We start from the raw sequence: 25,697 nt of genomic DNA, 5'->3' as shown, positions 1-25,697 counted from the left end.
TTTCGTAAGGAGCAAGAGAAACCATGGCGGTTTCCGTAACCCTTCCGGCGCTCGGCGAGAGCGTCACCGAGGGCACCGTCACCCGCTGGCTGAAGGCCGAGGGTGAGCGCGTAGAGGCTGACGAGCCCCTGCTGGAGGTGTCGACCGACAAGGTCGACACCGAGATCCCCGCCCCCGCCTCCGGCGTGCTGGCCTCCATCAAGGTGGCCGAGGACGAGACCGTCGAGGTCGGCGCCGAGCTGGCCGTCATCGACGACGGCAGCGGTGCGCCCGCGGCCGAGTCCGCACCGGCGCAGGCCGAGGAGCCCGAGCCCGCCGCGGCTCCGGCCCAGGAGGCCCCCGCCCAGGAGGCCCCCGCCCAGGAAGCCCCGCAGCAGGAGGCCCCCGCGGCCCCCGCCGGTGGCGCCCAGGGGACCGACGTCGTCCTCCCCGCGCTCGGCGAGAGCGTGACCGAGGGCACCGTCACCCGCTGGCTCAAGGAGGTCGGCGAGGAGGTGGCCGAGGACGAGCCGCTGCTGGAGGTCTCCACCGACAAGGTCGACACCGAGATCCCCGCCCCCACCGCCGGCACCCTGCTGGAGATCGTGGTCGGCGAGGACGAGACCGCCGAGGTCGGCGCCAAGCTGGCCGTCATCGGCGCGAAGGGTGCCGCTCCGGCGCAGGCCGAGGCCCCCGCGGCCCCGGCCCCCGCCCAGGAGGCCCCGAAGCAGGAGGCTCCCAAGCAGGAAGCCCCCAAGCAGGAGGCTCCGGCCCCCCAGGCCCCCTCGGCCCCGGCCCCGCAGGCCGTGACCACCCCCGCCCCGGACCCGGCCCCGGCCGCTCCGGCCCCGGCGCCGGCTCCGGCCGCCGCGCCCGTCACCCCGGCCCCGGCCGCGGGTGAGGCGGACGCCGCGTACGTCACTCCCCTGGTCCGCAAGCTGGCCCAGGAGAACAGCGTGGACCTGGGCTCGGTCAAGGGCACCGGCGTCGGCGGCCGTATCCGCAAGCAGGACGTCATCGCCGCCGCCGAGGCCGCCAAGCAGCAGGCCGCCCCGGCTGCTGCCGCCGCTCCGGCCGCTTCCTCGAAGGCCCCGGCCATCGAGGCGTCCCCGCTGCGTGGCCAGACCGTCAAGATGCCGCGGATGCGCAAGGTCATCGGCGACAACATGATGAAGGCCCTGCACGGCCAGGCGCAGCTGACCTCCGTGGTCGAGGTGGACATCACCAAGATCATGCGGATGCGCAACAAGGCCAAGGACGCCTTCGCGCAGCGGGAGGGCGTCAAGCTCTCCCCGATGCCGTTCTTCGTCAAGGCCGCTGTCCAGGCGCTGAAGGCCCACCCGGTCGTCAACGCCCGGATCAACGAGGACGAGGGCACGATCACCTACTTCGACACCGAGAATGTCGGTATCGCGGTGGACGCGGAGAAGGGCCTGATGACCCCGGTCATCAAGGGTGCGGGCGACCTGAACATCGCCGGCGTCGCCCGTAAGACCGCGGAGCTGGCCGGCAAGGTCCGCTCCAACAAGATCACCCCGGACGACCTCGCCGGGGCGACCTTCACGATCAGCAACACCGGCTCGCGCGGTGCGCTGTTCGACACGGTCATCGTGCCGCCGAACCAGGTCGGCATCCTGGGCATCGGCGCCACCGTCAAGCGCCCGGTGGTCGTCGACCACCCGGAGCTGGGCGAGACCATCGCCGTGCGCAACATGACCTACCTGGCGCTCTCCTACGACCACCGCCTGGTGGACGGTGCCGACGCGGCCCGTTACCTGACGACGGTCAAGCAGATCCTGGAGGCCGGCGAGTTCGAGACCGAGATCGGTCTCTGAGCACGGTAGCCACCCCGTAGGTGTGCAGGGTCGGCCCCGGTTCGTACGAGTTCGTACGAGCCGGGGCCGACCTGTTTTCGTTGCACGGATAATGGCCGTCCTGCGGTGGTCTCCCGTACCGCCTTCCGGTACGGGACCCCTGGCCGCCGTCTGCCGCACGCTCTGAAGGAGCACGTCATGACCCCGCCCGTCGTCCATTCGCTCCGCGAGCAGATCCGCGAGCACATCCTCGAAGGGATCGTCAGCGGCCGGTGGCAGCCCGGCGAGCGGATCGTGGAACGGCGGATCGCGGTCGAGCTGGAGGTCAGCCAGACGCCCGTACGGGAGGCGCTGCGCGAGCTGGAGTCACTCCAGCTGATCGAGTCGGCCCCGAACAAGGGCGTACGGGTACGGAACCTGACCGCCGACGACCTCAAGGAGAGCTACCCCGTGCGGGCCGGTCTGGAGCAGGTGGCCGCCGAGCTGGCCGCCGGGCGGCTGGCCGAGGACACGGTGGCGCTGGATCGCGAGGTGGCGGCGCTGTGCGAGGCGGACCGGCACGGTGACGGCGAGGCGCAGGTGCGGCACACGGTGGCCTTCCACCGCGAGATCGTGCGGGCCGCCCGTAACGCCGTCCTGCTGCACACCTGGGAGTCGCTGGGCGTCGAGGTGTGGACGACGCTGTCGATCCGCTGGTTCAGCCCGGAGCCGCGCTCGCACGCGCGCGACCACCAGGAGATCGTGGACGCGTTCCGGCGGCGCGATCCGCGGATCGGCGAGTTGCTGAAGACCCATGTGCTGAGCTGCGCGCCCCGGGTCTGAATCCGCAGGTCGGCAGTCCTTCTGCCGACGATTCGGAGCCGCAGACAGCCTGGCACCCCGTGCCCAAAAGGCTGGCACCCCGTGCCGACCTGCGGTTTTTCCTTCAACTTGCGTTGATCGATCATCGATCAGAGGCGTATCGTCGTCCGTGGGGCGCGACACCCCTGCCTGCCAAGCACTCATCGCACCTCCCTCCTCCGTCCGGAAAGGGGCCACCCATGCCCGATCCCGTACGTATGCCGTACAGCCAGCTCGACCAGGTCCCGGACCGCGACCCGGAGGAGACGGCCGAGTGGCGCGAGTCCCTGGACGCCGTCACGAAGGCGGCAGGGGAGCACCGCGCCGCGTACCTGATGCGCCGTGCCGTGGAGCACACCAACGCTCCGGGCCTCGCGCCGCTCGAAACCGACTACGTCAACACCATCCCGACCTCCGCCGAGCCCGAATTCCCGGGTGACGAGGCGATGGAGGCCCGGATCACGGCGTGGAACCGCTGGAACGCGGCCGTCATGGTCACCCGCGGCTCCCGCCTCGGCCTCGGCGGCCACATCGCCACCTTCGCCTCGGCGGCCTGGCTCTACGAGACCGGCTTCCAGCACTTCTTCCGCGGCAAGGAAGCCGACGGGTCGGGCGACCAGCTCTACATCCAGGGCCACGCCTCCCCCGGCATCTACGCCCGCGCCTTCCTCGAAGGCCGCCTCACCGAGGACCAGCTCGACCGCTTCCGCCAGGAGGCGGCCGGTGACGGCCTGCCCTCCTACCCGCACCCGCGGCGCCTGCCCTGGCTGTGGGAGTTCCCCACCGTCTCCATGGGCCTGGGCCCGCTCTCCGCGATCTACCAGGCGCGCTTCAACCGCTACCTGGACCACCGCGGCATCAAGGACACCGCCAACTCCCACGTGTGGGCGTTCCTCGGCGACGGCGAGATGGACGAGCCCGAGTCGACGGCCGCACTGGCACTGGCCGGCCGCGAGGGCCTGGACAACCTGACCTTCGTCATCAACTGCAACCTCCAGCGCCTCGACGGCCCGGTCCGCCCCAACTTCAAGATCGTGCAGGAGCTGGAGGCCCAGTTCCGCGCCGCGGGCTGGAACGTCGTCAAGTCCCTGTGGGGCCAGGCCTGGGACGAGGTCTTCGCCCAGGACGTCGACGGCGCCCTGCTGCGCCGCCTCCGCGAGACCCCCGACGCGCAGTTCCAGACGTACGCCACCCGCGACGCCGCCTACCTGCGCGAGCACTTCTTCGGCTCCGACCCGTCGCTGGGCCGTATCGCCCAGGGCCTGTCGGACGCCAAGCTGCTGGAGCTGTTCCAGACCTCCCGCGCCGGCCACGAGCCGCGCAAGGTGTACGCCGCGTACAAGGCCGCCGTCGAGCACAAGGGCGCGCCGACCGTCATCCTGGCGCAGACCGTCAAGGGCTACACCCTCGGCGAGGGCTTCGAGTCCCGTAACGCCAACCACCAGATGAAGAAGCTCACCGGCGAGCAGTTCCGCACCATGCGCGACCTCCTGGAGCTGCCGATCCCGGACAGCGCCCTGGACGCGGACGTGGTGCCGTACGCCCGCCCGGACGAGAACTCCCCCGAGATGGAGTACCTGCGGCAGCGCCGCGCGGCCCTCGGCGGCCCGGCCCCGGCCCGCAAGGTCGTCGCCAAGCCGCTGCCGATGCCCGCCGACAAGGCGTTCGACGCCCTGAAGAAGGGGTCGGGCTCGCAGGAGATCGCCACCACCATGGCGTTCGTCCGCCTGGTCAAGGACCTGATGCGGGACAAGGAGACCGGCAAGCGCTGGGTGCCGGTCGTGCCCGACGAGGCCCGTACCTTCGGCATGGAGTCGCTGTTCCCGTCCGCCGGGCTCTACTCCCCCGTCGGCCAGACCTACGACCCGGTCGACCGTGACCAGCTCCTGTACTACAAGGAAGCCAAGGACGGCCAGATCCTCAACGAGGGCATCACGGAGGCCGGTTCGCTGGCCGACTTCACCGCGGCGGCGACCTCGTACGCCACCCACGGCGAGCCGATGATCCCGTTCTACATCTTCTACTCGATGTTCGGCTGGCAGCGCACCGCCGACCAGTTCTGGGCGCTCGCCGACCAGCTGGGCCGCGGCTTCGTCATCGGCGCCACGGCCGGCCGTACGACGATGACCGGTGAGGGCCTCCAGCACGCGGACGGCCACTCGCACCTGATCGCCTCCACCAACCCGGCGGCGCTCTCCTACGACCCGGCGTTCGCGTACGAGGTCGCGGTGATCGTCAAGGAGGGCCTGCGCCGGATGTACGGCCCGCAGGCGGAGGACGTCTTCTACTACCTGACGGTCTACAACGAGACCAAGGTGCAGCCCGCCATGCCGGAGGGCGTCGAGGAAGGCATCCTCAAGGGCCTCTACCGCTTCAAGGAGGCCGAGCCCGCCGCTGCCGACGCGCCGCGCCTCCAGCTGCTGGCCTCCGGTACCGCCGTCCACTGGATCCTGGAGGCCCAGGAGATCCTGGCCCGCGACTGGGGCGTGGCGGCGGACATCTGGTCGGCGCCGTCCTGGACGGAGCTGCGCCGCGACGCGCTGGAGTGCGACGCCGCCCGCCTGGACGGCGAGGACCGCATCCCGTACGTGACCCGCGCGCTGGCCGGTGCCCCCGGCCCGGTCGTCGCGGTCAGCGACTGGATGCGGGCCGTGCCCGACCAGATCGCGCCGTGGGTCGAGCAGGACTGGACCTCCGTCGGCACCGACGGCTTCGGCCTCTCCGACACCCGCGAGGCGGCCCGCCGCCACTTCGGCGTCGACGCGCAGTCGGTCGTGGTGCAGGCCCTGGCCGCCCTCGCCCGCCGCGGCGACGTGAAGGCGGAGACGGTCAAGGAGGCCAAGGAGCGGTACGGACTGTAGGTCGCGGGTACGGCCTGTGGGCCACCGGTACGGCCTGTAGGCCACCGGTACGGCCTGTAGGCCACCACCGGACGCGGCGGGCCGCTCCCGCCGCGTCCGCCCCCGCGCCGGACCCCGGTCCGGCGCCCCCCGCTCCCGTGCGGAGACCACCTCAACCGCGCCCGGGGTCTCCGCACGGGATCTTCGTCGTCTCCGTTGTCTCCATCGTCCCCGTCGTCTCCGTCGCGTACGGCAGGCGCGTCAGGACGCGCCCGCGCGCGGCATGATGCGGTCATGCGTGCTGCCCGGCTGATCAGAATGGTGCTGCTCCTCCAGTCCCGCCCGTCGATGACGGCCGCCGAGCTGGCGCGGGAGCTGGAGGTGTCGGAGCGGACGGTCGCCCGCGACGTGCTCTCCCTCTCCGAGGCCGGCGTGCCCGTCTACGCGGACCGCGGGCGGGCCGGCGGCTACCGCCTGATCGGCGGCTACCGGACCCGGCTGACCGGCCTCGGCCGCAGCGAGGCGGAGGCCCTGTTCCTGTCCGGCGTGCCCGCCGCGCTGCGCGACATGGGGCTCGCGGACGTCGCGTCCGCCGCCCGCCTGAAGGTCTCCGCCGCGCTGCTGCCCGAGCTGCGGGACGCCGCGGACGGCGCCGCCCGGCGCTTCCACCTCGACGCGCCCGCCTGGTACCGCGAACCGGCCACCCCTGACCTGCTGCCCGCCGTCGCGGACGCGGTCTGGGACGACCGGCGCGTCACCGCCCGCTACCGCCGCCAGGACGCCGAGGTGGAGCGGGAGTTGGAGCCGTACGGCCTGGTGCTCAAGGCGGGTGTCTGGTACCTCGCGGCACGGGCCGGCGCGGACATGCGGGTGTACCGCATCGACCGTTTCACCGCCGTCACCCCCCTCGCCGACCGCTTCACCCGCAGCCCGGACTTCGACCTGCCCGCCTTCTGGGCGGAGCGGGCCGCCCAGTTCGCCCGCTCGATCCTGCGGGACGAGGTGACCGTACGGCTGACCCCCGCGGGCGCCCGGCAGCTGCGGCACGTGACCGACCGCGCCGCTGCCGAGGAAGCGGTGGAACGGGCGGACGGGCCCGACGAGCAGGGGCGGCTCACCGTCGCCCTGCCCGTCGAGTCCCTGGACGTCGCCTACAGCCAGCTGCTCGGCCTCGGCCCGGAGGCGGAGGTGCTGGCGCCGCCGGAGCTGCGGGACCGTTTCGCCACCGCGGCGGCACGTATGCGCGGGCTGTACGGGGAGCCATGACGGCGGCCGGGCCGGGACACCCCGCGGACGCCCCGGCCCCCGCGTCGCCTACCGGTATCCGGTCGTGTCCGCCGGCTTGCCCTCGTGCTCCACCTCGGTGATGTAGCGCCAGGCGTCCGGCGCCGACCCGTCCACGTCCGTGAAGCCGTACTCCTTCGCCAGGCCGCCGCTGGACAGGGCCTGCCCGTTGAAGCGGGCCACGTCCGGGTCGCCCGCCAGCGCCGCCAGCGCCCGCCCGACGAACACCGGTGTCTCGGAGATCGCGAAGTGCGGGTTCTGCTCGCAGCCCGCGAGCCAGTTCTCCTCGGTGACCTTGAAGTACGTGTCCAGCATGGCCTCCGACCGCAGCCAGCCCGGCGTCAGGCACACCGCCGTACACCCGTACTCCGGCAGCTCCTCGGCGAGCCCCTTCGCCATCCTGATCGGCCCGCTCTTGGCCAGGTCGTAGTAGAAGGGCTCGCGGTAGCGGCGGTTGAACTCCGCAGTGCCGTCCGTCACCTCCACCACCAGCCCGCCGGGCCGGCGGATCAGCAGCGGCAGCGCGCAACTGCTGGTGACGATGTGGCTCTCCACGCCGAGCCGCAGGACGCGCAGCCCCTTCTCCAGGTCGTGCTCCCACATCTTCTTGCCCCACTCGACATGCACGTCACCGCCCCACAGGTCGTTGACGAGGATGTCCAGCCGCCCCTGCTCGCGGTCGATACGCTCGACCAGTGCCCGTACGGCCGCCGGGTCCAGATGGTCCGTCGGTACGGCGATGCCGGTGCCGCACCCGGCCGGGACCGCCGCACCGCCTTCGGACCGGGCCCTGCGGGCCGCCTCGCCCGCCGCCGTCACCAGCTCCGCGGTCTCCTCGATCGTCTCCGTGGCCCGGCCGACCTCGCTGATGTGCTCCCGGGTCGTACGGCCGGTGACGTAGACCGTGGCGCCGGCCCGGCCCAGCTCCACCGCCATCGCCCGGCCCGCGCCGCGCGTGGCCCCGGCGACCAGCGCGACCTTCCCGGTGAGCGGTGTCCGTGGGGTGATTGCCTCGGCCATGGTGGTCTCTCCTTCTCGCATGGCACGACCTTCGCGCCGAAACCCGACACCTTGTGTCCGCTTTTCCGCGCGAAGGGACGCGGATAACGACACCGTCGCATCTGGGGTAGTCCGCGTGCGGCGCCGTGCGGCAGCAACGATGCTGGACCCGTGATGGACGAGACGGAGTTCTGGCAGCTGATCGACAGCTCCCGTGAGGCCGCCGAGGGCGACCCCGAGGAGCAGGCGGACGCGCTCGTCGAACGACTGGTGGCACGCGATCCCGACGCGGTGGTGGACTTCGCCCGGCACTTCGAGTCCCGCGACAACCGCGCCTACAGCTGGGACCTGTGGGCCGCGGCCGGCATCCTGCTGGGCGGCGCGAGCGACGACGCCTTCGACTGCTTCCGCAGCTGGCTGATCGGCCAGGGCCGGGAGGTCTTCGAGGGCGCGCTGCACGACCCCGACCACCTCGCCGAACTGCTGGACACCTTCGACGACGAGGTGGACGGCGACGCGGAGGAGCTCGGCTACGCGGCGGACGAGGCGTACGAACAGCTCACCGGCGCCGAGATGCCGGACCTGGGCCTGCCGCCCCAGCCCCGCGAACCGCTCGGCACCTACCTCGACCTCGACGACGACCGCACCCTGGCGGAACGCTTCCCCCGGCTGTGGGAACGCTTCGGCACCTGACGCCCGCCCCGGCACAGGACCACCGGGCGCCGCGTCCCGCCTCCCCGGCGGGGCGCGGCGTTTTCCCTTCGCTCTCCCTATTCCCGTTGCTCTCCCTATTCACTTTGCTCTCCCTAGGGCTCGTAGGCTATACCTAGGGCCCCTAGGAAACAGCTAAGGGGTCTAGGAACACGAGGAGGGCACATGGTGCGGGCCGGACTGACGGCGGAGCGAGTGACCGTCGCGGGCGCCGAACTGGCGGACGAGGTCGGACTCGACCAGGTGACCATGTCGCAGGTGGCGCGGCGGCTCGGCGTGAAGGACGCGAGCCTGTACACGCACGTCCGCGGCCTGGAGGACCTGCGCGGACGGATCGCGCTGCTGGCGGCGGACGAGAAGACCATCCGTATCGCCGAGGCGACCGCCGGGCGCGCGGGCAAGGAAGCGCTGGTCGCGTTCGCCAACGCCTGGCGGGAGTACGCGAGCAGGCACCCCGGCCGCTACATGGCGACGCAGCTGCCGCTCACCATCGACCCGGAACTGGCCGCGAACGCGCCCGGCCCGCGGCGCGCGGTCGAGCTGACGTACGGCATGCTGCGCGGCTACGGCCTGGCCGAACCGGACCTGACCGACGCGGTCCGGTTGCTGCGCAGCACGTTCCACGGCTTCGTCGCGCTGGAAGCCGCCGGCGGCTTCGCCCACAAGCGTTCGCCGCAGCGCTCGTGGAACCGCGCCCTCGACGCCCTGCACACCCTCCTGGAGCACTGGCCCCCGTCCCACGAAGGAGATTCCTCATGACCGGCCCGACCACCGGCAGTCTGCGCGTGAACGGCGCGACCCTGCACTACGAAGTACGCGGCCGGGGCCCGCTCCTGCTGCTGATACCCGGAGGGGCGGGCGGCGCGGCCGCCTTCGACGGCATGGCCGACGAGCTGGCCGCCGCCTACACCGTCGCGACGTACGACCCGCGCGGCATGTCGCGCAGCGTGCTGGACGACCCCGCGGCCGGGCAGCGCGTGGCCGAGCACGCCGACGACGCGTTCCGGATGCTGGAGATGCTGTCGCCCGGAGAGCCCGCCCGGGTGCTCGGCATCAGCTCGGGCGCCATCGCCTCCCTGCACCTGCTCACCACCCGTCCCGAACGCATCACCCGCGTCGTGGCGCACGAGCCGCCGGTGGTCGAGGTCCTGCCGGACGCCGCCGAACACCGCGCCCTCGTCGCACGCGTGGAGGAAACGTTCCACGCCCAGGGGCTCATGCCGGCGATGGCCGTGTTCTCCGCGGGCCTGAAGAAGGACGGCAGCGCCGCCGCGCCGCAGCCCGAACTGAAACTCCCGCCGCAGGCGGCAGCACGGGCCGAACAGACGATGGCCAACCTGCCGTACTTCGTCGGGCGCATCGTCCCCGCCTTCATGTCCTACGCCCCGGACCTCCACCGGCTGAAGGCCCTGTCGGACCGGCTCGTCCTGGCCGGCGGCGAGGACTCGCGCGGCGAGCTGTCCTACCGGCCGGCCGCCTTCCTGGCCGGGCAGTTCGGCACGGAACTCCTGCACTTCCCCGGCGGGCACACCGGTCTGACCACGCACCCCGCCGAGTTCGCGGAAACCCTCGTGAAGGCACTGCACGCCTGACGGCGCCCCGGGCGGGCGCATCCCGCACCGGGCGGGCATCCCGCAACGGCGGGGCCCGCCCGCGCCCGTCAGATCAGCGCCGTCCCCATCAGGTCAACGCCTTGCCCTTCAGGTCAGCGCCTTGCCCATCAGCACGTCGTCGACGTACGCGCCCTCCAGCAGGAACTCCCCGGGCAGGACGCCCTCCACCTCGAAGCCCGCCGACTCGTAGAGCTTGCGGGCCGGGGTGTTGTGCCCGAGGACGCGCAGCGTGATGCGGCGGGCCCCCTCGTCCGCCGCCTGCGCGCAGGCCGCGTCCAGCAGCGTACGGGCGACGCCCCGGCCGCGCGCCCAGGTGTCCACGGCCAGGCCCCGGATCTGCCGGACATGGGCGTTGCAGGGCAGCGCGGTCGGCGGCACCAGCCGCAGATAGCCCGCCAGCTGCCCCGCGATCTCCGCCACCAGCAGGTCCTCCGGCCGGTGCCGGTTGTCGAAGAACCGGTCGTACGGGGGCTGCGGCCGGGGCGTCACGGCGTGCAGCGTCGACCACGTACGGCGGTCCATGACCGCGAGCGGCTCCTCGTCGGCGAGAACGGCGGTACGGACGAACGAATCGGACATGCGTGCCACTGTGCCATGCGTGCGCCTCCGGAGAGGCAGTATGGCTGCCATGCGGATCGCGATCACCGGCTCGACCGGTCTCATCGGAACGGCACTCCTGCACTCCCTGCGCGAAGGGAGCGCCGCCCGCCCGTCGGACACCGGGAAACGCCCGGACATCGTCCGGCTCGTCCGGCGTGCACCACGCGCCGCCGACGAGGTGCGCTGGGACCCCGCGCGCCAGACGGTGGACGCCGCCGGGCTCGCGGGCTGCGACGCCGTCGTGCACCTCGCGGGCGCGGGCGTCGGCGACCACCGCTGGACCGACGCGTACAAACGCGAGATCCGGGACAGCCGAGTCCTCGGCACGGCGGCGCTCGCGGAAGCCGTCGCCTCCCTGGACACCCCGCCGCGGGTCTTCGTGTGCGGCAGCGCCATCGGCTTCTACGGCGACACCGGCGACCGGCGGACCGACGAGTCGGCGCCGCCCGGCGACGACTTCCTGGCCCGCGTCTGCGTCGACTGGGAGGAGGCCGCCGCTCCGGCCGTCGAAGCGGGCATCCGTACGGTCTTCCCCCGCACCGGGCTGGTCGTGGGGCGCCAGGGCGGCGCCTGGGGGCGACTGTTCCCCCTGTTCAAGCTGGGCCTGGGCGGGCGGCTCGGCAGCGGCCGCCAGTACTGGAGCTTCATCTCCCTGCACGACCACATCGCCGCCCTCCGGCACCTCATCGACACCGAGGAACTCAGCGGCCCGGTCAACCTCACCGCACCCGAGCCGGTCACCAACCGCGAGGTCACGGCGGCGATGGGCCGCGTCCTGCACCGCCCCACCCCCTTCCCCGCCCCGGCCCCCGCCCTGCGCCTGGCCCTGGGCGAATTCGCCGACAACGTCCTGTCCAGCCAACGCGTCATCCCCCAACGCCTACTGAACACCGGCTTCACCTTCACCCACCCAACCGTGGACACCGCCATCCAATCGGCCCTCACCTCCTGAGCCCTCCCCTCCCGGGCGGAGCCCACGTCCCCGGGCGGCGCCCACGTCCTGAGCCACCCCCTCCCGGGCGAGGCTTCCCTTGCCGCGCGGCGCTCACGGCCTGAGCTCACCCCCCCCGGGCGGGGCTTCCCCCGCCACACGGAGCCCACGTCCTAAACCATCCCCTCCCGGGCGAGGCTTCCCCTTCCGCACGGAGCTCGCGCCCTAAGCCCTCCCCTTCCGCGCGGCGCTAACGGCCTGAGCCATCCCTCCCGGGCGGCGCTCACGGCCTGAGCCCCCCTCCCGGGCGGGGCTTCCCTTCCCGCGCAACGCTCACGCCCTAAGCCCACCCCTCCCGCACGGCGCTCACGGCCTGAGCCCCCCCCTCCCGGGCGGGCTTCCCCTCCCGCACGGAGCCCACGTCTTGATCTTTCTCTCCACCGGGGCGCGGCCCTGCCCCGGCCCGCACCACACACCATCGGCGAGTCCCGCCCCACCCCTCCTCCCGCCGGAGGCAGCACCGCGACGCACCGGCAGCCGGAAGCGCAGCTGCACCCGTGGCCGGACGCACGGCCACGACGTGGGACCGCAGCCGGAAGACCACCCGCGACCGGGCCGCACCCGACGCCCACCCCGCCGGAGGCGAAGCGCACTCGGTGCCATCCTTGACCCCGCGCGCCCCAGAACCGGCCCTCCGCGGCACTCCGTGCCGCATCGTGCGCCCGTGCGCGGTCTACGCGCGATCCCGCCCCCGCCGCCGCCCTTCTTAACGTTCCAACCTCACGAACTCGGCATCCCGCGCGCCGGTACGGGGCAGGAGCCCTTCAGCGCCGGCACCGGGACCGACCTCGGGAGGGCACGTGCTGCGCACCGCATCGACCGTGGACGTCGTCATCGTCGGGGCCGGCCTCGCCGGTCTCGCCGCCGCCCACCATCTGACCAGCGCGGGAGCCACGGTCACCGTGCTGGAGGCCGCCCCGCGCACCGGCGGCCGGACCACCACCGATCACCTGGACGGCTTCCGGCTGGACCGCACCGGCCAACTACTCGTCACCTCGTACCCCGAACTGCGCACCACCCCCGGCCTCAACGGCTTGGTCCTACGCCACTTCTCCCCCGGGCTCTGCCTCCACAACGGCCGGCGGGCACAGCGCGTCGGTGCTCCCCGGAGCACAAGGGGCGCACTTTCGGCGTCGCGCGCCCTTTCGCGCTCCGAGCGGCGCGCCGACCGTCCCGCCGCTCAAGCACTGGCCGCCCGCCCGGCCTTCCCGCCGTACATCCCCGACGGGTTCCTGCGCCCCCTCCTGTCCGCTCTCCTGTGCGATCCCGAACTCACCGGCTCCAGCCGCAGCGCCGCCCAGGCCCTGCGCTCCTTCGCCCGCGGACGCCTGTGTCTGCCCGCCGGCGGGGCCTCGGCCCTGCCGGAACTCCTCGCCGCCTCCCTTCCCCCCGGCACCGTGCGCACCTCCGTACGCGCCGTCGCCGTCTCGACCACCAGCGTCACCACCGCCGACCACGGTCAACTCCCCTGCCGCTCGGTGCTCGTGGCCACCGGAGCGCGTGATGCGGCAGGGCTGCTCCCGGGGCTGCGGGTCCCCGATTTCCACCCGGTGACCATCGTGCACCACACCACTGACAGTCCCCCGGTCCGCGAACCGGTGATCTTCCTGCCCGCCGACGGCCCCGTCGCCCACACCTACGTCGCCAGCGAGACCGACCCCTCCCGCGCCCCGGCGGGCCGCGCCCTGGTCACCACGACCGTGCTGGGCGCCCCGGCGACGCTGCCCGCCCGTTCGCTGGACAAGACCGTCCGGCCCCAACTCGACCGGATCTACGGCACGTCCACCGACACCTGGGACCTGCTGGCCGCCCACCACGACCCGGAGGCGGTCCCGGCCATGCCCGTACCGCACGATCCGGACCGGTCCGTCCGGCTGCTGTCCGGGCTGTACGTGTGCGGCGACCACCGGGACACCGGCACCGTCCAGGGGGCCCTGCGCTCCGGCCGCCGGGCCGCCCGCGCCGCGCTCGACGACCTCCGCCTGCCCCCCTTCCAGGAGCCCTGCGAACTCTCCGCCGCGGCCTGACCCACCGGCCCCCGGCCGGGCCACACCGACCGGCCAGGACCGAGCAAACGGACCGGACCAGGACCGGCACACGACACCCCGACCGGCCCGGTACCCGACACACAACACACCGACCGGCCCGGACCCGACACACCAACAGGGTCCGGCCGAACACCCCGCGGCCCCGCAGCCCCGCGCCCCCAGCCGTACACACCACCGGAGCCCCGGCCCCCACACACCACCCGGCCGAGCCCGGCACATCGACAGGACGGGGGCCCCACACACCGACGGGACGGGGCCCCACACCGACAGGACGGGGCCGCGATCACACGCCCCGCCCCACCGGCCCCCCTCCGGCCGCCCCACCCGTCACCCCTTCATGGCCGCCACCCGGTCCCGGTAGCCCCGTACCGCCGCCGCGTCCCGGTACGGCTCCAGTCGGCGCTCGAACTCGCGGACGTACTCGTGCGCCCGTACGGACCGCATCTCGGACGCCTGGAGCGCGGCCTCCGCGCCCAGCGCGCACGCCTGCTCCAGCTCGCCCAGGCCGAGCCGCGCGGTCGCCAGCACCACCCGGCAGAACAGGCGGCTGCGCGCGAAGCCGCCGCCCCGCAGCTGGAGCGAGCGCTCCGCGTGCTGCGCCGCCGCCCGGAACTGCTGGAGGTCGCGATGGCAGTGCGCCAGCTCGTCGGCGAGCTGTGCCTCGTCGAAGAACCGCGCCCAGTAGGGCGTGTCGTCCCCGGGACGCGCCGTCTCCAGCGCCCGTTCCGCCCGCGCGAGCGAGGCCGTGCACGCCCGCACCTCGGTCAGTACGCCGTGCCCGCGCGCCTCCGCCGAGTGCAGGAGTGCCTGCACTACGGGCGGCGCGTTGCTGCCGACCCCCTGCTGGGCCACACGGGCCAGCTGGACGGCCTCCCGGCCGTGCCCCAGGTAGACGGCCTGCCGGCTCATGGTCACCAGGACGTACGCGCCGTACGCGCGGTCCCCGGCCGCCTGCGCCAGCCGCAGCGCCTGGACGAAGTAGCGCTGCGCCAGGCCGTGCGCGGCGATGTCGTACGACGTCCAGCCGGCCAGCCGCGTCAGGTCGGCGGCCGCCGAGAACAGCCGGCGCCCGGCCGCCTCCCCGTACGTGCCGCGGAGCATCGGTTCGACCTCGTGCTCCAGGTAGCGCACCAGCGCCTGGCGCGCGTGCCCGCCGCCGTACGCGTGGTCCAGCGCCCGGAACAGCTCGCCGACCGACCGGAGCGCCTTGATGTCGCCGGTGGTCACCCGGTAGGCGTGCGCCCGGTCGGAGCGTTCCGTCCGCTCGGGGCGTTCGGGGCGGTCCGTGCGCCCGGCGCGTTCGGCGGTCCCCGCGCGGTCCGTCCGTTCGGGGTGGCCCGCGCGCTCCTGCCCGTGGCGGTCCATCTGCCGCTGCCGGGGTACCGACACGTGCATCCGGCCCGGCGCGGGCAGCCGGCCGGCGGGCTCGGCCGCGTCACCGTGCGCGACCCGCTCGTCGGCCCGTCCGATCAGCCAGTCCCGGCTGGGCACCACCAGCCCGGCCGGGGTGAAGGCGATCTTCCGCAGCTCCGCGTGGCTGCCGGAGTCCTTGCGCCACAGGCCGCTGACGATGTCCACCGCCTCGCTCGGCGTGGACGCGAACTCCAGCCCGGCGTACACCGGCGCGCAGGCGTCGAGGCCGAGGTCCTGGGCCGACAGGCGGCGTCCCAGTCTGCGCGTGAAGACCTCGGCGATCAGGGCGGGCGTGGTGCCTCTGGGCTGCTGCCCGCGCAGCCAGCGCGTCACCGACGTCTTGTCGTACCGGAGGTCGAGCCCATGCTCCAGGCCGAGCTGGTCGACCCGGCGGGCCAGCCCGGCGTTGGAGAATCCCGCCTCCGCGATGAGCGCGGCGAGCTGTCGGTTGGGCGTGCGCTGTGGGGGTCGTTCCGTCATCAGCTTTACCGGTCTCCTGCCTTCCGGGCCGAGCTGCCCGGGTTCGGCTGACCCTGTCCGGCGCTGCTCCCTGCCCTCGTGGAACGGCGTGAATGTAACGGCCTTGGGCGGCTTTCTCGCCGCCTTCGCCACGCGTTCATCCGATCGTGTGAGCAGGGCTCGCACTGTCCTCCACGGGTCTCCGGGCGTCGCCGCCCCCGTCCCGTAACGGTGGCCCCGGGAGAGCCACCGGGGCGCGCGGGGCACTTCCGCGCGCCCGCGCACCAGGCCCCCGCCCCAGGCGCCTGCGGGAGCCGTCCGCCCCCGCCGTACAGTTGGCGTGGGCGCAAAGGACGCAACAAAGTTCGAAGAGGAGCTGCCGTGACTGCGATCTCTCGGGGGGACACCCCCACACCCGAGGGGCTGCGCTTTGTCCAGCTGGGCTTCGGCGCCGACGCCGTGGATTACGAGACGGCCTGGCAGGAGCAGCGCAGGGTGCACGCCGCCCGGTTCGCCGACGAGGTCCCGGACACCTGCCTGCTGCTGGAGCACCCGCCCGTCTACACCGCGGGCCGGCGCACGGACGACAGCGAACGCCCCCTGGACGGCACCCCGGTGATCGACGTCGACCGCGGCGGCAAGATCACCTGGCACGGTCCCGGCCAGCTGGTCGGCTACCCGATCCAGAAGCTTCCGCGCCCGGTCGACGTCGTCGCCCACGTACGGCGTCTCGAAGAGGCCATCATCCGCACCTGCACCGACTTCGGCGTGGAGACCAGCCGGGTCGAGGGCCGCAGCGGCGTGTGGGTGCTGGGCGACCCGGTCGCCGACCGCCCGGCCCTGGGCGGCCTCTCCCTCGACTTCGACCCCCGTACGGCCGACGAGGAGTTCGACCCCCGGCTGAACGGCCCGGAGTACGCCCCGTCCAACGCCGGCCAGCGCCGCGAGGACCGCAAGCTGGCCGCGATCGGCATCCGCGTCGCCAAGGGCGTCACAATGCACGGCTTCGCGATCAACGTGAACCCGGACAACACCTCGTTCGACAAGATCGTCCCCTGCGGCATCCGGGACGCCGGGGTGACCTCCCTCGCCAATGAACTCGGCCGGGAGACCACCATCGCCGACGTCCTGCCCGTCGTCGAGAAGCACCTGCGCGACGTGCTGGAGAACGCCGTGCTGCTCCCCCGGGCGGTCTGAGCCGGTCACCGGGCGGACCGGTCCGTTCCCGGACCGGTCGCCCATCAGGTCACCAATCCCCCGAAACCGACCGCGCGGAATGCGGCCCTGCCATACGGGGTTGGCCTGCACGTAAAGACGTGCGAATTAACGGGCGTACCCTGGTGTACGCCGAAGAAACGAAGTCGTAGGGAGCCGGACGTGTCCGCTGTCGCACCCGACGGACGCAAGATGCTGCGCCTGGAGGTCCGGAACAGCCAGACCCCCATCGAGCGCAAGCCCGAGTGGATCAAGACCCGGGCGAAGATGGGCCCCGAGTACAACCACCTGCAGGGCCTGGTCAAGAAGGAGGGCCTGCACACGGTCTGCCAGGAGGCAGGCTGTCCCAACATCTACGAATGCTGGGAGGACCGCGAGGCGACCTTCCTCATCGGCGGTGACCAGTGCACCCGCCGCTGCGACTTCTGCCAGATCGACACGGGCAAGCCGCAGGAGCTGGACCGCGACGAGCCGCGCCGGGTGGCCGAATCCGTCCAGACCATGGAGCTGAAGTACGCCACGATCACCGGCGTCGCGCGCGACGACCTGGACGACGGCGGCGCCTGGCTGTACGCGGAAACCGTCCGCCAGATCCACGCCGCGATGCCCGACACCGGCGTCGAACTGCTCATCCCCGACTTCAACGCGGTCCCCGAGCAGCTCGCCGAGGTCTTCTCCTCGCGGCCCGAGGTGCTCGCGCACAACGTCGAGACGGTGCCGCGGATCTTCAAGCGCATCCGTCCCGGCTTCCGCTACGAGCGGTCCCTTGAGGTCATCACCAAGGCCCGCGAGGCCGGACTGGTCACCAAGTCCAACCTCATCCTGGGCATGGGCGAGGAGCGCGAGGAGATCAGCCAGGCGCTCCAGGACCTGCACGACGCGGGCTGCGAACTGATCACGATCACGCAGTACCTGCGCCCGTCGGTGCGCCACCACCCCATCGAGCGCTGGGTCAAGCCCGCCGAGTTCGTGGAGCTGAAGGAGGAGGCCGAGGAGATCGGCTACGCCGGTGTCATGTCCGGCCCGCTGGTCCGCTCCTCCTACCGCGCCGGCCGCCTGTACCAGCAGGCGATCGAGCGCCGTCAGGTCGAAGGGTCGGCGCAGGCCGTCTGACCCGTACTCGCCACGATCCGGTACCGGCCACCATCGTCCGGCCCGTATGGGGCGCCACTGACCCCTGGGCCGGAATGTGAGTCCCGGCACACGCTGCGACGACGCGGCCCGCACTCCCCCAGGCAGGGGGCGGTGCGGGCCGCGTCAATGTTTCATCGGTGTTTGACCGGCGGGTCATCAGTTGGTAACACCGATCTGTAACGATGGCTTCACGCACCGCATCCACCATTCCCTCAGAAATTCCTCCAGAAGGGGAACCCGCCATGCAGGCCGCGCCCGCTCGCGCCACCGCCGCTCTCCCCATCCCGTCGGTCACCGATGCCCTGCGCGCAGTGGAGTCCGTACTGATGCGCGGTGGCCAGCGCACCGCCCGCCGGAACGCGTGGACATCCGTGCTGGAGGACCGCCGCCGCGCCAGGGACCGGCACGAGGCCCAGCACGTACTGGAGGCCGCGGCGACCGAGGGCCCGAACGCCACGTAAACTGCGCCCCATGGCGAGGAAGGCAAAAGCAGACAGCGCTGAGGGCGCTGCGAACCCCGGGCGACTGAAGCAGATCGCCCAGACCTACAAGATGACCCGTCGGGTCGACCCCAAGGTCGGTCTTGTCGTCGCCGGCGTGGGCATCGTCGTATTCGGCGTTCTCCTCGCCCTCGGCTTCCTGATCGGCCACCCCGTCTACGCGGGCATCCTGGGCTTCGTGCTGGCCTTCCTCGCGATGGCGATCATCTTCGGCCGCCGTGCCGAGAAGGCCGCCTTCGGACAGATGGAGGGCCAGCCCGGCGCGGCGGCGGCCGTACTGGACAACGTGGGCCGCGGCTGGACGATCACCCCGGCCGTGGCGATGAACCGCCAGCAGGACGTCGTGCACCGCGCCGTCGGCAAGGCGGGCATCGTCCTCGTGGGCGAGGGCAACCCCAACCGCGTACGCGGCCTGCTGGCCGCCGAGAAGAAGCGGATGGCCCGCATCGTCGCCGACGCGCCCGTCCACGATCTGGTGGTCGGGGAAGGCGAGGGCCAGGTCCCGCTCAAGAAGATCCGTACGACCCTCCTGAAGCTGCCGCGCACCCTGCCCGGCGCCCAGGTCACGGCCGTCAACGACCGCCTGCGCGCGCTCGGCGACCTCATGAGCAACATGCCGGTGCCGAAGGGACCCATGCCCAAGGGCATGCGCATGCCGAAGGGCGGCGGCGGCAAGATGCGCTGAGCCGCACCCGCGGCACAGCGCCCATCACCGGAACGGCCGAGGGGCCCGGGACCATGTGGTCCCGGGCCCCTCGGGGGTTTACGGAGGGTTCGGAGACAGGGTTTCCGGAGGCTCTGGAGGCGGGGCTCCGGAGGCTGAGGCTCCTGAGGCCGGGGTTCCGGAATGCGCCGCCTACGTCCGTTACAACCCGTACGGAGCGTCCGGGGTGTACGGAGCGTCCGGAGCCTGCATCGCCCTACGGATCAGATCCGGACCTGCACGGCGCGGGCGAGGCGGTCGTGGAGGCCGCGGCCGTCGCGGTCCCAGATCACCGCCGGGATGACCACGGCCAGCAGGACCGTCCGCAGGACCACGCGCAGCAGGGGCAGCCGCCCGCCGCCCTCGGCGACGACCCGCAGGCCCAGCAGCCGCTTGCCCGGCGTGAAGCCCACCGTGCCGACCGTCAGCACGCTGAGCACCACGAAGACGGCCAGCGCCCAGTTGCTCGTCGAGTCGGCCCGGCCGTGGCTCAGCAGCCCGTACGCGACGAGCGTGCACAGCGCCCAGTCGACGAAGAGGGCGGCGAAGCGCCGGCCGGGACGCGCGATCGAGCCCGGCCCCTCCGCGGGCAGCCCGAGCTGCTGCCCGCGGTAGCCGAACTCGACACCCATGTCCTCGGCTGCCGCGCGGGGCCCGGAGATCCACGATCCGATTGCTTGCCTGTTGTCCACCCGTCCACGGTACTGCGACCGCATACGTTTCCCCCTTCGCGGGGCAGCACCGAGGGCCCCGGAGGCCGCGCCGGAACCGCCGCGCGACGGGCCCGTCACCCGCCGGGGCCGTACGGGAACAGCCCCGCGGCACTGCGCACGCCGCCCGCCCCCACCTCGGAATGATCAATTCCGTTCGCCCATTCCCCCGTACATCACCCCGCGAAAAGGGCCGCGCGGCGGTTAACCTCGGCGAAACAAATGGGTCATGCTTGGGAAATCCCGCCTGCCTATGGTCGGGCAAGCGCGCCACCGCACATGACGCGCTCCGAGTAGCAATCCCGCGTCCGCCGACCGCCGGTGACCGGGCTAGGAGGAGTTGGATGTTCCAGAACGCCGATGAGGCCACGAAGTTCATCGCGGACGAGGACGTCAAGTTCGTCGACGTCCGATTCTGCGACCTGCCCGGTGTGATGCAGCACTTCACGGTTCCGGCGGAGGCGTTCGACCCGACCGAGGAGCTCGCCTTCGACGGCTCCTCGATCCGCGGCTTCCAGGCCATCCACGAGTCCGACATGGCCCTGCGCGCCGACCTCTCCACCGCCCGCGTGGACCCGTTCCGCCGCGACAAGACGCTGAACGTCAACTTCTTCATCCACGACCCGATCACCGGCGAGCAGTACAGCCGTGACCCGCGCAACGTGGCGAAGAAGGCCGAGGCGTACCTCGCCTCCACCGGCATCGCCGACACCGCGTTCTTCGGCCCGGAGGCCGAGTTCTACGTCTTCGACAACGTCCGCTTCGAGACGTCGGCGAACCAGTCCTTCTACCACATCGACTCCGAGGCCGGCGCCTGGAACACCGGCTCCGAGATCAACAACCGTGGTTACAAGGTCCGCTACAAGGGCGGCTACTTCCCGGCTCCCCCGGTCGACCACTTCGCCGACCTGCGTGCCGAGATCTCCCTGGAGCTCGACGCGGCCGGCCTGAAGGTCGAGCGCCAGCACCACGAGGTCGGCACGGCCGGCCAGGCGGAGATCAACTACAAGTTCAACACGCTCCTCGCCGCCGCCGACGACCTGATGCTCTTCAAGTACATCGTGAAGAACGTCGCCTGGCGCAACGGCAAGACCGCCACCTTCATGCCCAAGCCGATCTTCGGCGACAACGGCTCCGGCATGCACGTCCACCAGTCCCTGTGGACCGGCGGCGAGCCCCTCTTCTACGACGAGCAGGGCTACGCGGGCCTCTCGGACACCGCCCGCTACTACATCGGCGGCATCCTCAAGCACGCCCCCTCCCTCCTCGCCTTCACCAACCCGACGGTGAACTCCTACCACCGCCTGGTCCCCGGCTTCGAGGCCCCGGTCAACCTGGTGTACTCGCAGCGCAACCGCTCCGCCGCGATGCGCATCCCGATCACCGGCTCCAACCCGAAGGCCAAGCGCGTCGAGTTCCGCGCCCCGGACCCGTCCTCGAACCCCTACCTCGCCTTCTCCGCCCTCCTCCTCGCGGGCCTGGACGGCGTCAAGAACAAGATCGAGCCGGCCGAGCCGATCGACAAGGACCTCTACGAGCTCGCCCCCGAGGAGCACGCGGGCGTCCCCCAGGTCCCCACCAGCCTCCCGGCCGTCCTCGACGCCCTGGAAGCCGACAACGAGTATCTCCAGCAGGGCGGCGTCTTCACCTCCGACCTCATCGAAACCTGGATCGACTACAAGCGCACCAACGAAATCGCCCCGATCCAGCTCCGCCCGCACCCGCACGAGTTCGAGCTGTACTTCGACATCTAAAAGGCGAAGGCGGGCGCTTTCCTCCCCGTGTGCACCGTGTGCGCACCGGACGGCTCAGAGCCTGACCTGCCGTCAGTACGCCAGTGGGGCGGCCACTCCGGACGGAGTGGCCGCCCCACTGGCGTGTGAGAACCGTCAGCGGAAAGAACCCGTCCGGCCTTGCCTTCTTGTGGTGGGCAAGGTCCCTCTCGCCCCATGTGTCACTTCAGTGGCTTGATTGAGCAACTTTTTTGCTGGGCGAGTGGTCTTGTGCGGGGCACAGGTGTACGCATGTCTGCAAGCGCACTCGCGTGCACCATGCGTCACGCACAGCCTGACCATGGCGAACGTCAACCTGCGTCGTTCAGGCGGCGCTTGGGATTCGAGAGGTCTGCTGGATGAGAATTCGCCGTGCCCTGACGGCTGCCGCAGCGGCTGCCGTGATAGCGCCCGCCGCCGTACTGGCCGTGCCCGCCGCCGCGTTCGCAACGGAGCCGGTGTCCGAGTCGGGTCCCCGCACGCCCGCCTCCTCTCCCGGCTCCCCCGATGGCCCGGCAGCCCAGGATCGCGACGGGGCCGCCCGCCCCGCCGCCCAGGTGCAGCCGCCGAAAGCCGCCGGGGCCGCCGAAGAGGCCAAGGGGTCCACTCGCGCGGGTGGTGCCATCGGTGGCGGCAAGGACGCCGGTGATGACGATGGTGCGGAGCAGTCCTGCGCGTTCGAGTCCGGCCAGTTGAACGTGGCCGTCCACGGGCTGCCGCCGCGGCTGACCGCGGGCGGCGCCTGGGTCCCCTTCTCCTTGACGCTCACCAACACCACCGGCACGTCCCTGGAGGAGGTCCAGCCCTTCCTGGCCGTGTCCTCCGCCGAAGATGTCGACCGGCCGTACTGGGAGCTGGAGACCGAGTACCGCGACGCCAAGACGGGGCAGTGGAAGTCCTTCCACGACGCGGCGCCCGAAGAACTGTTCGGCTTCTTTGCCGTCGGTCCGCGCGGCACCGTCACGCTCCAACTGCGCACCCGCGCGGTCAAGGACGCCAAGCCCGGCGCCGGGTACGCGCTCGCCGCCGGCGACTACCGCAACCGCGACGGTTCCTGTGGTTCGTCCAAGGAAGCCTGGTACGACTTCACCATCCTCCCCGCGGGCGCGAAGCCGACGCAGCCCCCGACCGCCGAGCCGAGTGAGCCGGGCAAGCCGGGGAAGCCGGGCGGCACGGCCGATCCCACCCCGACCGCCGAGCCCAGCCGGAGCGCCGCGCCCGGCGGCGGTACGGGTGGTTCCGGTTCTGCCGGTGGCCTCAGCGCGCAGGGCGGCGCCCAGCTCGCCGCGACCGGCTCCTCGTCCGCGCTCCCGGCCATCGCGCTCGCCGGCGGGGCCGCGATGGCGGTCGGCGCGGGTGCGGTCATCGGCGCGCGCCGCCGGAAGGGCGCGGCGGGTTCGGGCGCCACGGACGTCACGGACGTCATCGCGTAACCCCCACACCCTCACACCGACGCCCCGACGCCCCGACCGCCTCGCCAAGAACCTGCTGACCAAGGACCCACGGCCTGAGGCCTCCACGACACCGGAAGCACAGGCTCCACAGGTCCGAAGAACCGGGAAAGAGACCTTCATGACACTGCGCCGCGCCCTGTCGCTCTCGGCCGCGACGGCTGCCCTGCTTCCCATGGCGGTGGCCGCCGCGCCTGCCTCGCAGGCGGCCCCGGCCCCTGCCGCGGACCTTCCGAAGTGCTCCGATGTCGGGCAGCCCCACAACAACACCTTCGTGGGCCGCTCGTTCGGCATACCCAAGTCGATCACTCTCGGCACTCACTGGACGACCTACACCGCCACGCTCACCAACGCCTCGGCGAAGGAGCTGAAGTCGTTCGAACTCAGCGGCAAGCTGGGCAGTTACGTCTACAACGAGGGCGAGCGCGACCTGAGCCCGTACGGCGATCTGCAGTACTGGGACACCTCGCAGCGCGCCTGGAAGACGCTGCGCCAGGCCAACGGGAACGCCGGCGGCACCATCCCCGCCCCGAAGACGCTGAAACCCCGCGAGTCCGTCCATGTGCAGCTGCGGTTCAGGGTGAGCACAGATCTGCCCTTGGACCATGACTACGACGCGTTCACCGGCCTCACCGGCACCTTCGCCGACCGCTACCAGGGCACGGACTGTACGGCCCGCGGCGACGCCGACGGCGGTTTCTCCCCCCGCAAGGGCTGAAACCCGCGGGGAGGGCTGCCGCCGCCACGGCCGTACGACGGCAGCCCCGGGCCGTGTCAGGCGCCGGGCCGCATGTACTTCCGCGCCCATTCCTCGAAGGTGGTGAGCGGGATGCCGAGGTCCTTGGCGTACTCCGGGCGGGCCGGCTGGCCGGTCGCATTCAGCCACAGGTGTGAGCGGCCCATCGCCGGCATTCCGGCAGCGACGGCCTCCTCCTCGGTCATGTCAGGGGCGGGCACGTCCCTCCCCAAGACGCGGGAGAGGGTCCCGGCGATCTCGGTCATCGAGAGGTAGTCGCTCGCCAGCTCCAGCTCGACCCCGTCGAACCGTTCCGGGGCGGCGAAGGCTGCGGCGGCGGCCGCGCCGATGTCGTCCACCGCGGCCAGGGACAGCCGGGTCTCCGGCCTTAGAAGGGTCACCAGGCCGCCCTCGATACCGCGGGGGAACATGTAGGCCAGGGACGGCAGGAAGTTCTCCATGAAGAAGCCCGGCTTGAGCAGCGTCCAGTGGGGGAATCCGGCCTCGCGGACCCGGTCCTGGACCGCGGCCTTGGTGCCCATGGCGGGGTTCATGAAGCCGAAGCGCTCCTCGTCCCAGCCCGGGGCTTCGGTGTGCCGGCCCGCACCGGAGACGGAGCTGTACACGAACTGCCGCACTCCGGCGGCCTTCGCGCCCTCGACGAGGTTGACGCCCTGGGCCACCTCCCCGTCGAAATCGGGGCCCTCCGCGGTGAAGGCGGGCATCTGCACCGAGAAGACGGCTCGGACGCCTTCGGCGGCGCGGATCACGGACTCACGGTCGTGCAGGTCGCCGGTGACCAGTTCGGCGCCGAGCGCCGCAACGGCCTTGGCCCGGTCGGTGGCCGCGTCGCGTACCAGGGCGCGGACGGGGGCGCCCGCCGCGAGCAGGGCACGAACGGTCGCTCCGCCCTGGCGGCCGGTGGCACCGGTGACCAGAACGGGCGAGGGGGGTGTGGACGTAGGGGCTGTGGACATGGTGCTCCTCGGATGCTCTGAACTATAAGTGGCGGGCCCCGCCGTTTCCTTGCGGGGTACGATATGGCGGGGCCCGCCACTTGGCAACCGTGAGAGGGGACGCAGTGCCCGAGATCCGTCCTGAGACCCGTCGCGCGGACGCCAGGCGCAACTACGCGCGCATCCTCGCCGTGGCCGAGGAGGAAGTCGCCGCCCATGGCGCCGACGCCTCTCTGGAACAGATCGCCCGCACGGCGCAGGTCGGCTCGGCGACGGTTCGCCGGCACTTCCCCACCCGCCGCGCACTGCTGGAAGCGGTCGCCGGAAAGCGGATCGAGGCGCTGTGCGTACGCGCCCGCGATCTGGCCGACAGGCCCGACAGCCGAGCCGCGCTCCTGGAATGGCTGAGTGACGTCATCGCCTACTGCGTCACCGCCCGCGGACTCGCGCCCGCACTGGCCTACGACAGCACCGGGGCCGACGACCCGGCGTACGAGAACTCCTGCTCGGCACCGCTGGAAGAGGCCGCAGCGCCACTGCTGCGCCGCGCCGTAGAGGACGGCGCGGTGGCCCCGGAGTTCACCGTCGCGGATCTGATCACGCTGGCCGTCGGCCTGACCCTGGCCACGGAGCACCACCTCGATCCCGCCGCCGCGGCGGACCGGCTGTTCCGGCTCACCGTGGCGGGGCTGAGCCCGCGGAGTTGAGCACGCGGGGTTGAGTACGCGGGGTTGAGCACGGCCCAGCGGCCCTTTGCCTCTTTCCGTTCGCGCGCTAATCGGAAATACGTGCGATCAAGCTATGGGACGACAGCCGCCACCCGGACCATACGCACTTACGGTCTGTCAAGACGGTGGATAAAAGGCGGGCCGGGTGGGTAGTGCTGTGGCCGCCGAGCGGCGGGAACGCGGGGAGTTGGCCGGGGCTTG

The 25,697-nt window shown here is 72.2% G+C and carries 22 protein-coding genes; 17 read left to right on the top strand and 5 right to left on the bottom strand.

Annotated features, from left to right (window positions below; translation table 11 throughout):
* Positions 1-23 precede the first annotated feature (23 nt).
* From sucB to A6A06_RS16350, 4 genes are all read left to right on the top strand, one after another.
* The gene (gene sucB, locus A6A06_RS16365) at positions 24-1,814 is read left to right on the top strand and encodes a 2-oxoglutarate dehydrogenase, E2 component, dihydrolipoamide succinyltransferase (RefSeq protein WP_073761892.1); all 1,791 of its coding nucleotides are present in this window, start codon (positions 24-26) and stop codon (positions 1,812-1,814) included.
* A 177-nt stretch (positions 1,815-1,991) separates the two neighbouring features.
* On the top strand, positions 1,992-2,615 hold the full coding sequence (locus A6A06_RS16360) for a GntR family transcriptional regulator (protein WP_073761891.1): 624 nt from the start codon (positions 1,992-1,994) through the stop codon (positions 2,613-2,615).
* A gap of 218 nt (positions 2,616-2,833) precedes the next feature.
* On the top strand, positions 2,834-5,494 hold the full coding sequence (gene aceE, locus A6A06_RS16355) for a pyruvate dehydrogenase (acetyl-transferring), homodimeric type (RefSeq protein WP_073761890.1): 2,661 nt from the start codon (positions 2,834-2,836) through the stop codon (positions 5,492-5,494).
* Between the two features lie 273 nt (positions 5,495-5,767).
* Positions 5,768-6,739 (top strand): helix-turn-helix transcriptional regulator, encoded by a 972-nt coding sequence (locus A6A06_RS16350; RefSeq protein ID WP_073761889.1) that lies wholly within the window; start codon positions 5,768-5,770, stop codon positions 6,737-6,739.
* Between the two features lie 48 nt (positions 6,740-6,787).
* Here A6A06_RS16350 and A6A06_RS16345 read toward each other — a convergent pair whose 3' ends face one another.
* Complete coding sequence (locus tag A6A06_RS16345) at positions 6,788-7,777, bottom strand: SDR family oxidoreductase (RefSeq protein WP_073761888.1); 990 nt, start codon at positions 7,775-7,777, stop codon at positions 6,788-6,790.
* Between the two features lie 153 nt (positions 7,778-7,930).
* Here A6A06_RS16345 and A6A06_RS16340 point away from each other — a divergent pair, with 153 nt between their 5' ends.
* The 3 genes from A6A06_RS16340 (at position 7,931) to A6A06_RS16330 (ending at position 10,059) form a co-directional block, all read left to right on the top strand.
* Entirely contained in the window at positions 7,931-8,449 is a 519-nt protein-coding gene (locus A6A06_RS16340; RefSeq protein WP_073761887.1) for a DUF4240 domain-containing protein, read from the top strand.
* 183 nt (positions 8,450-8,632) lie between these two features.
* Positions 8,633-9,226: a TetR/AcrR family transcriptional regulator gene (locus tag A6A06_RS16335; RefSeq protein WP_073761886.1), complete on the top strand. Its 594-nt coding sequence runs from the start codon at positions 8,633-8,635 to the stop codon at positions 9,224-9,226.
* The gene (locus A6A06_RS16330; protein ID WP_073761885.1) at positions 9,223-10,059 is read left to right on the top strand and encodes an alpha/beta fold hydrolase; all 837 of its coding nucleotides are present in this window, start codon (positions 9,223-9,225) and stop codon (positions 10,057-10,059) included. The genes A6A06_RS16335 and A6A06_RS16330 overlap by 4 nt, the downstream gene beginning before the upstream one ends.
* A 108-nt stretch (positions 10,060-10,167) precedes the next feature.
* Here the strand turns inward: A6A06_RS16330 and A6A06_RS16325 are convergent, their stop codons facing one another.
* The gene (locus A6A06_RS16325) at positions 10,168-10,659 is read right to left on the bottom strand and encodes a GNAT family N-acetyltransferase (RefSeq protein WP_073761884.1); all 492 of its coding nucleotides are present in this window, start codon (positions 10,657-10,659) and stop codon (positions 10,168-10,170) included.
* Positions 10,660-10,699: 40 nt separating this feature from the next.
* On the opposite strand from A6A06_RS16325, the gene A6A06_RS16320 reads away from it, so the two are divergent.
* Together A6A06_RS16320 and A6A06_RS16315 are read left to right on the top strand one after the other, a co-directional pair.
* A complete protein-coding gene (locus A6A06_RS16320) occupies positions 10,700-11,632 on the top strand; it encodes a TIGR01777 family oxidoreductase (protein WP_073761883.1) in 933 nt (310 codons plus the stop codon).
* A gap of 839 nt (positions 11,633-12,471) precedes the next feature.
* Positions 12,472-13,698 carry an FAD-dependent oxidoreductase gene (locus A6A06_RS16315; protein ID WP_073761882.1) on the top strand — a complete coding sequence of 409 codons (1,227 nt, stop codon included), beginning with the start codon at positions 12,472-12,474 and terminating at the stop codon, positions 13,696-13,698.
* Positions 13,699-14,046: 348 nt separating this feature from the next.
* Here the strand turns inward: A6A06_RS16315 and A6A06_RS16310 are convergent, their stop codons facing one another.
* Entirely contained in the window at positions 14,047-15,612 is a 1,566-nt protein-coding gene (locus A6A06_RS16310) for a regulator (RefSeq protein ID WP_073761881.1), read from the bottom strand.
* Positions 15,613-15,972: 360 nt separating this feature from the next.
* Here A6A06_RS16310 and lipB point away from each other — a divergent pair, with 360 nt between their 5' ends.
* The 4 genes from lipB to A6A06_RS16290 all read left to right on the top strand — a co-directional run bounded on the left by lipB (position 15,973) and on the right by A6A06_RS16290 (position 19,125).
* Positions 15,973-16,788 (top strand): lipoyl(octanoyl) transferase LipB, encoded by an 816-nt coding sequence (lipB, locus tag A6A06_RS16305; RefSeq protein WP_073761880.1) that lies wholly within the window; start codon positions 15,973-15,975, stop codon positions 16,786-16,788.
* Between the two features lie 180 nt (positions 16,789-16,968).
* Positions 16,969-17,919: a lipoyl synthase gene (lipA, locus tag A6A06_RS16300; RefSeq protein WP_073761879.1), complete on the top strand. Its 951-nt coding sequence runs from the start codon at positions 16,969-16,971 to the stop codon at positions 17,917-17,919.
* 263 nt (positions 17,920-18,182) lie between these two features.
* On the top strand, positions 18,183-18,401 hold the full coding sequence (locus A6A06_RS16295; protein WP_073761878.1) for an SCO2195 family GlnR-regulated protein: 219 nt from the start codon (positions 18,183-18,185) through the stop codon (positions 18,399-18,401).
* 10 nt (positions 18,402-18,411) lie between these two features.
* A complete protein-coding gene (locus A6A06_RS16290) occupies positions 18,412-19,125 on the top strand; it encodes a DUF4191 domain-containing protein (protein ID WP_073761877.1) in 714 nt (237 codons plus the stop codon).
* Between the two features lie 242 nt (positions 19,126-19,367).
* Here the strand turns inward: A6A06_RS16290 and A6A06_RS16285 are convergent, their stop codons facing one another.
* Entirely contained in the window at positions 19,368-19,835 is a 468-nt protein-coding gene (locus A6A06_RS16285) for an RDD family protein (protein WP_073762208.1), read from the bottom strand.
* Between the two features lie 362 nt (positions 19,836-20,197).
* Between A6A06_RS16285 and glnA the strand changes: the two genes are divergently transcribed.
* The 3 genes from glnA (at position 20,198) to A6A06_RS16270 (ending at position 23,794) form a co-directional block, all read left to right on the top strand.
* Positions 20,198-21,607, top strand: a complete 1,410-nt coding sequence (glnA, locus tag A6A06_RS16280) for a type I glutamate--ammonia ligase (RefSeq protein WP_073761876.1) — start codon at positions 20,198-20,200, stop codon at positions 21,605-21,607.
* A gap of 377 nt (positions 21,608-21,984) precedes the next feature.
* Entirely contained in the window at positions 21,985-23,058 is a 1,074-nt protein-coding gene (locus A6A06_RS16275) for an LPXTG cell wall anchor domain-containing protein (RefSeq protein WP_073761875.1), read from the top strand.
* A gap of 139 nt (positions 23,059-23,197) precedes the next feature.
* Complete coding sequence (locus A6A06_RS16270) at positions 23,198-23,794, top strand: hypothetical protein (RefSeq protein WP_073761874.1); 597 nt, start codon at positions 23,198-23,200, stop codon at positions 23,792-23,794.
* Positions 23,795-23,850: 56 nt separating this feature from the next.
* Here A6A06_RS16270 and A6A06_RS16265 read toward each other — a convergent pair whose 3' ends face one another.
* Positions 23,851-24,789 carry an NmrA/HSCARG family protein gene (locus tag A6A06_RS16265; RefSeq protein ID WP_073761873.1) on the bottom strand — a complete coding sequence of 313 codons (939 nt, stop codon included), beginning with the start codon at positions 24,787-24,789 and terminating at the stop codon, positions 23,851-23,853.
* Positions 24,790-24,893: 104 nt separating this feature from the next.
* Between A6A06_RS16265 and A6A06_RS16260 the strand changes: the two genes are divergently transcribed.
* On the top strand, positions 24,894-25,475 hold the full coding sequence (locus A6A06_RS16260) for a TetR/AcrR family transcriptional regulator (protein ID WP_242440763.1): 582 nt from the start codon (positions 24,894-24,896) through the stop codon (positions 25,473-25,475).
* The last annotated feature ends 222 nt before the right edge of the window (positions 25,476-25,697 follow it).

The sequence above is a fragment of the Streptomyces sp. CB02923 genome (genome assembly GCF_001905005.1).
Classification (GTDB): Bacteria; Actinomycetota; Actinomycetes; order Streptomycetales; family Streptomycetaceae; genus Streptomyces.
The sequence above is the reverse complement of the archived record's forward strand: the minus strand, read 5'-3'. Positions and strand labels throughout refer to the sequence as shown.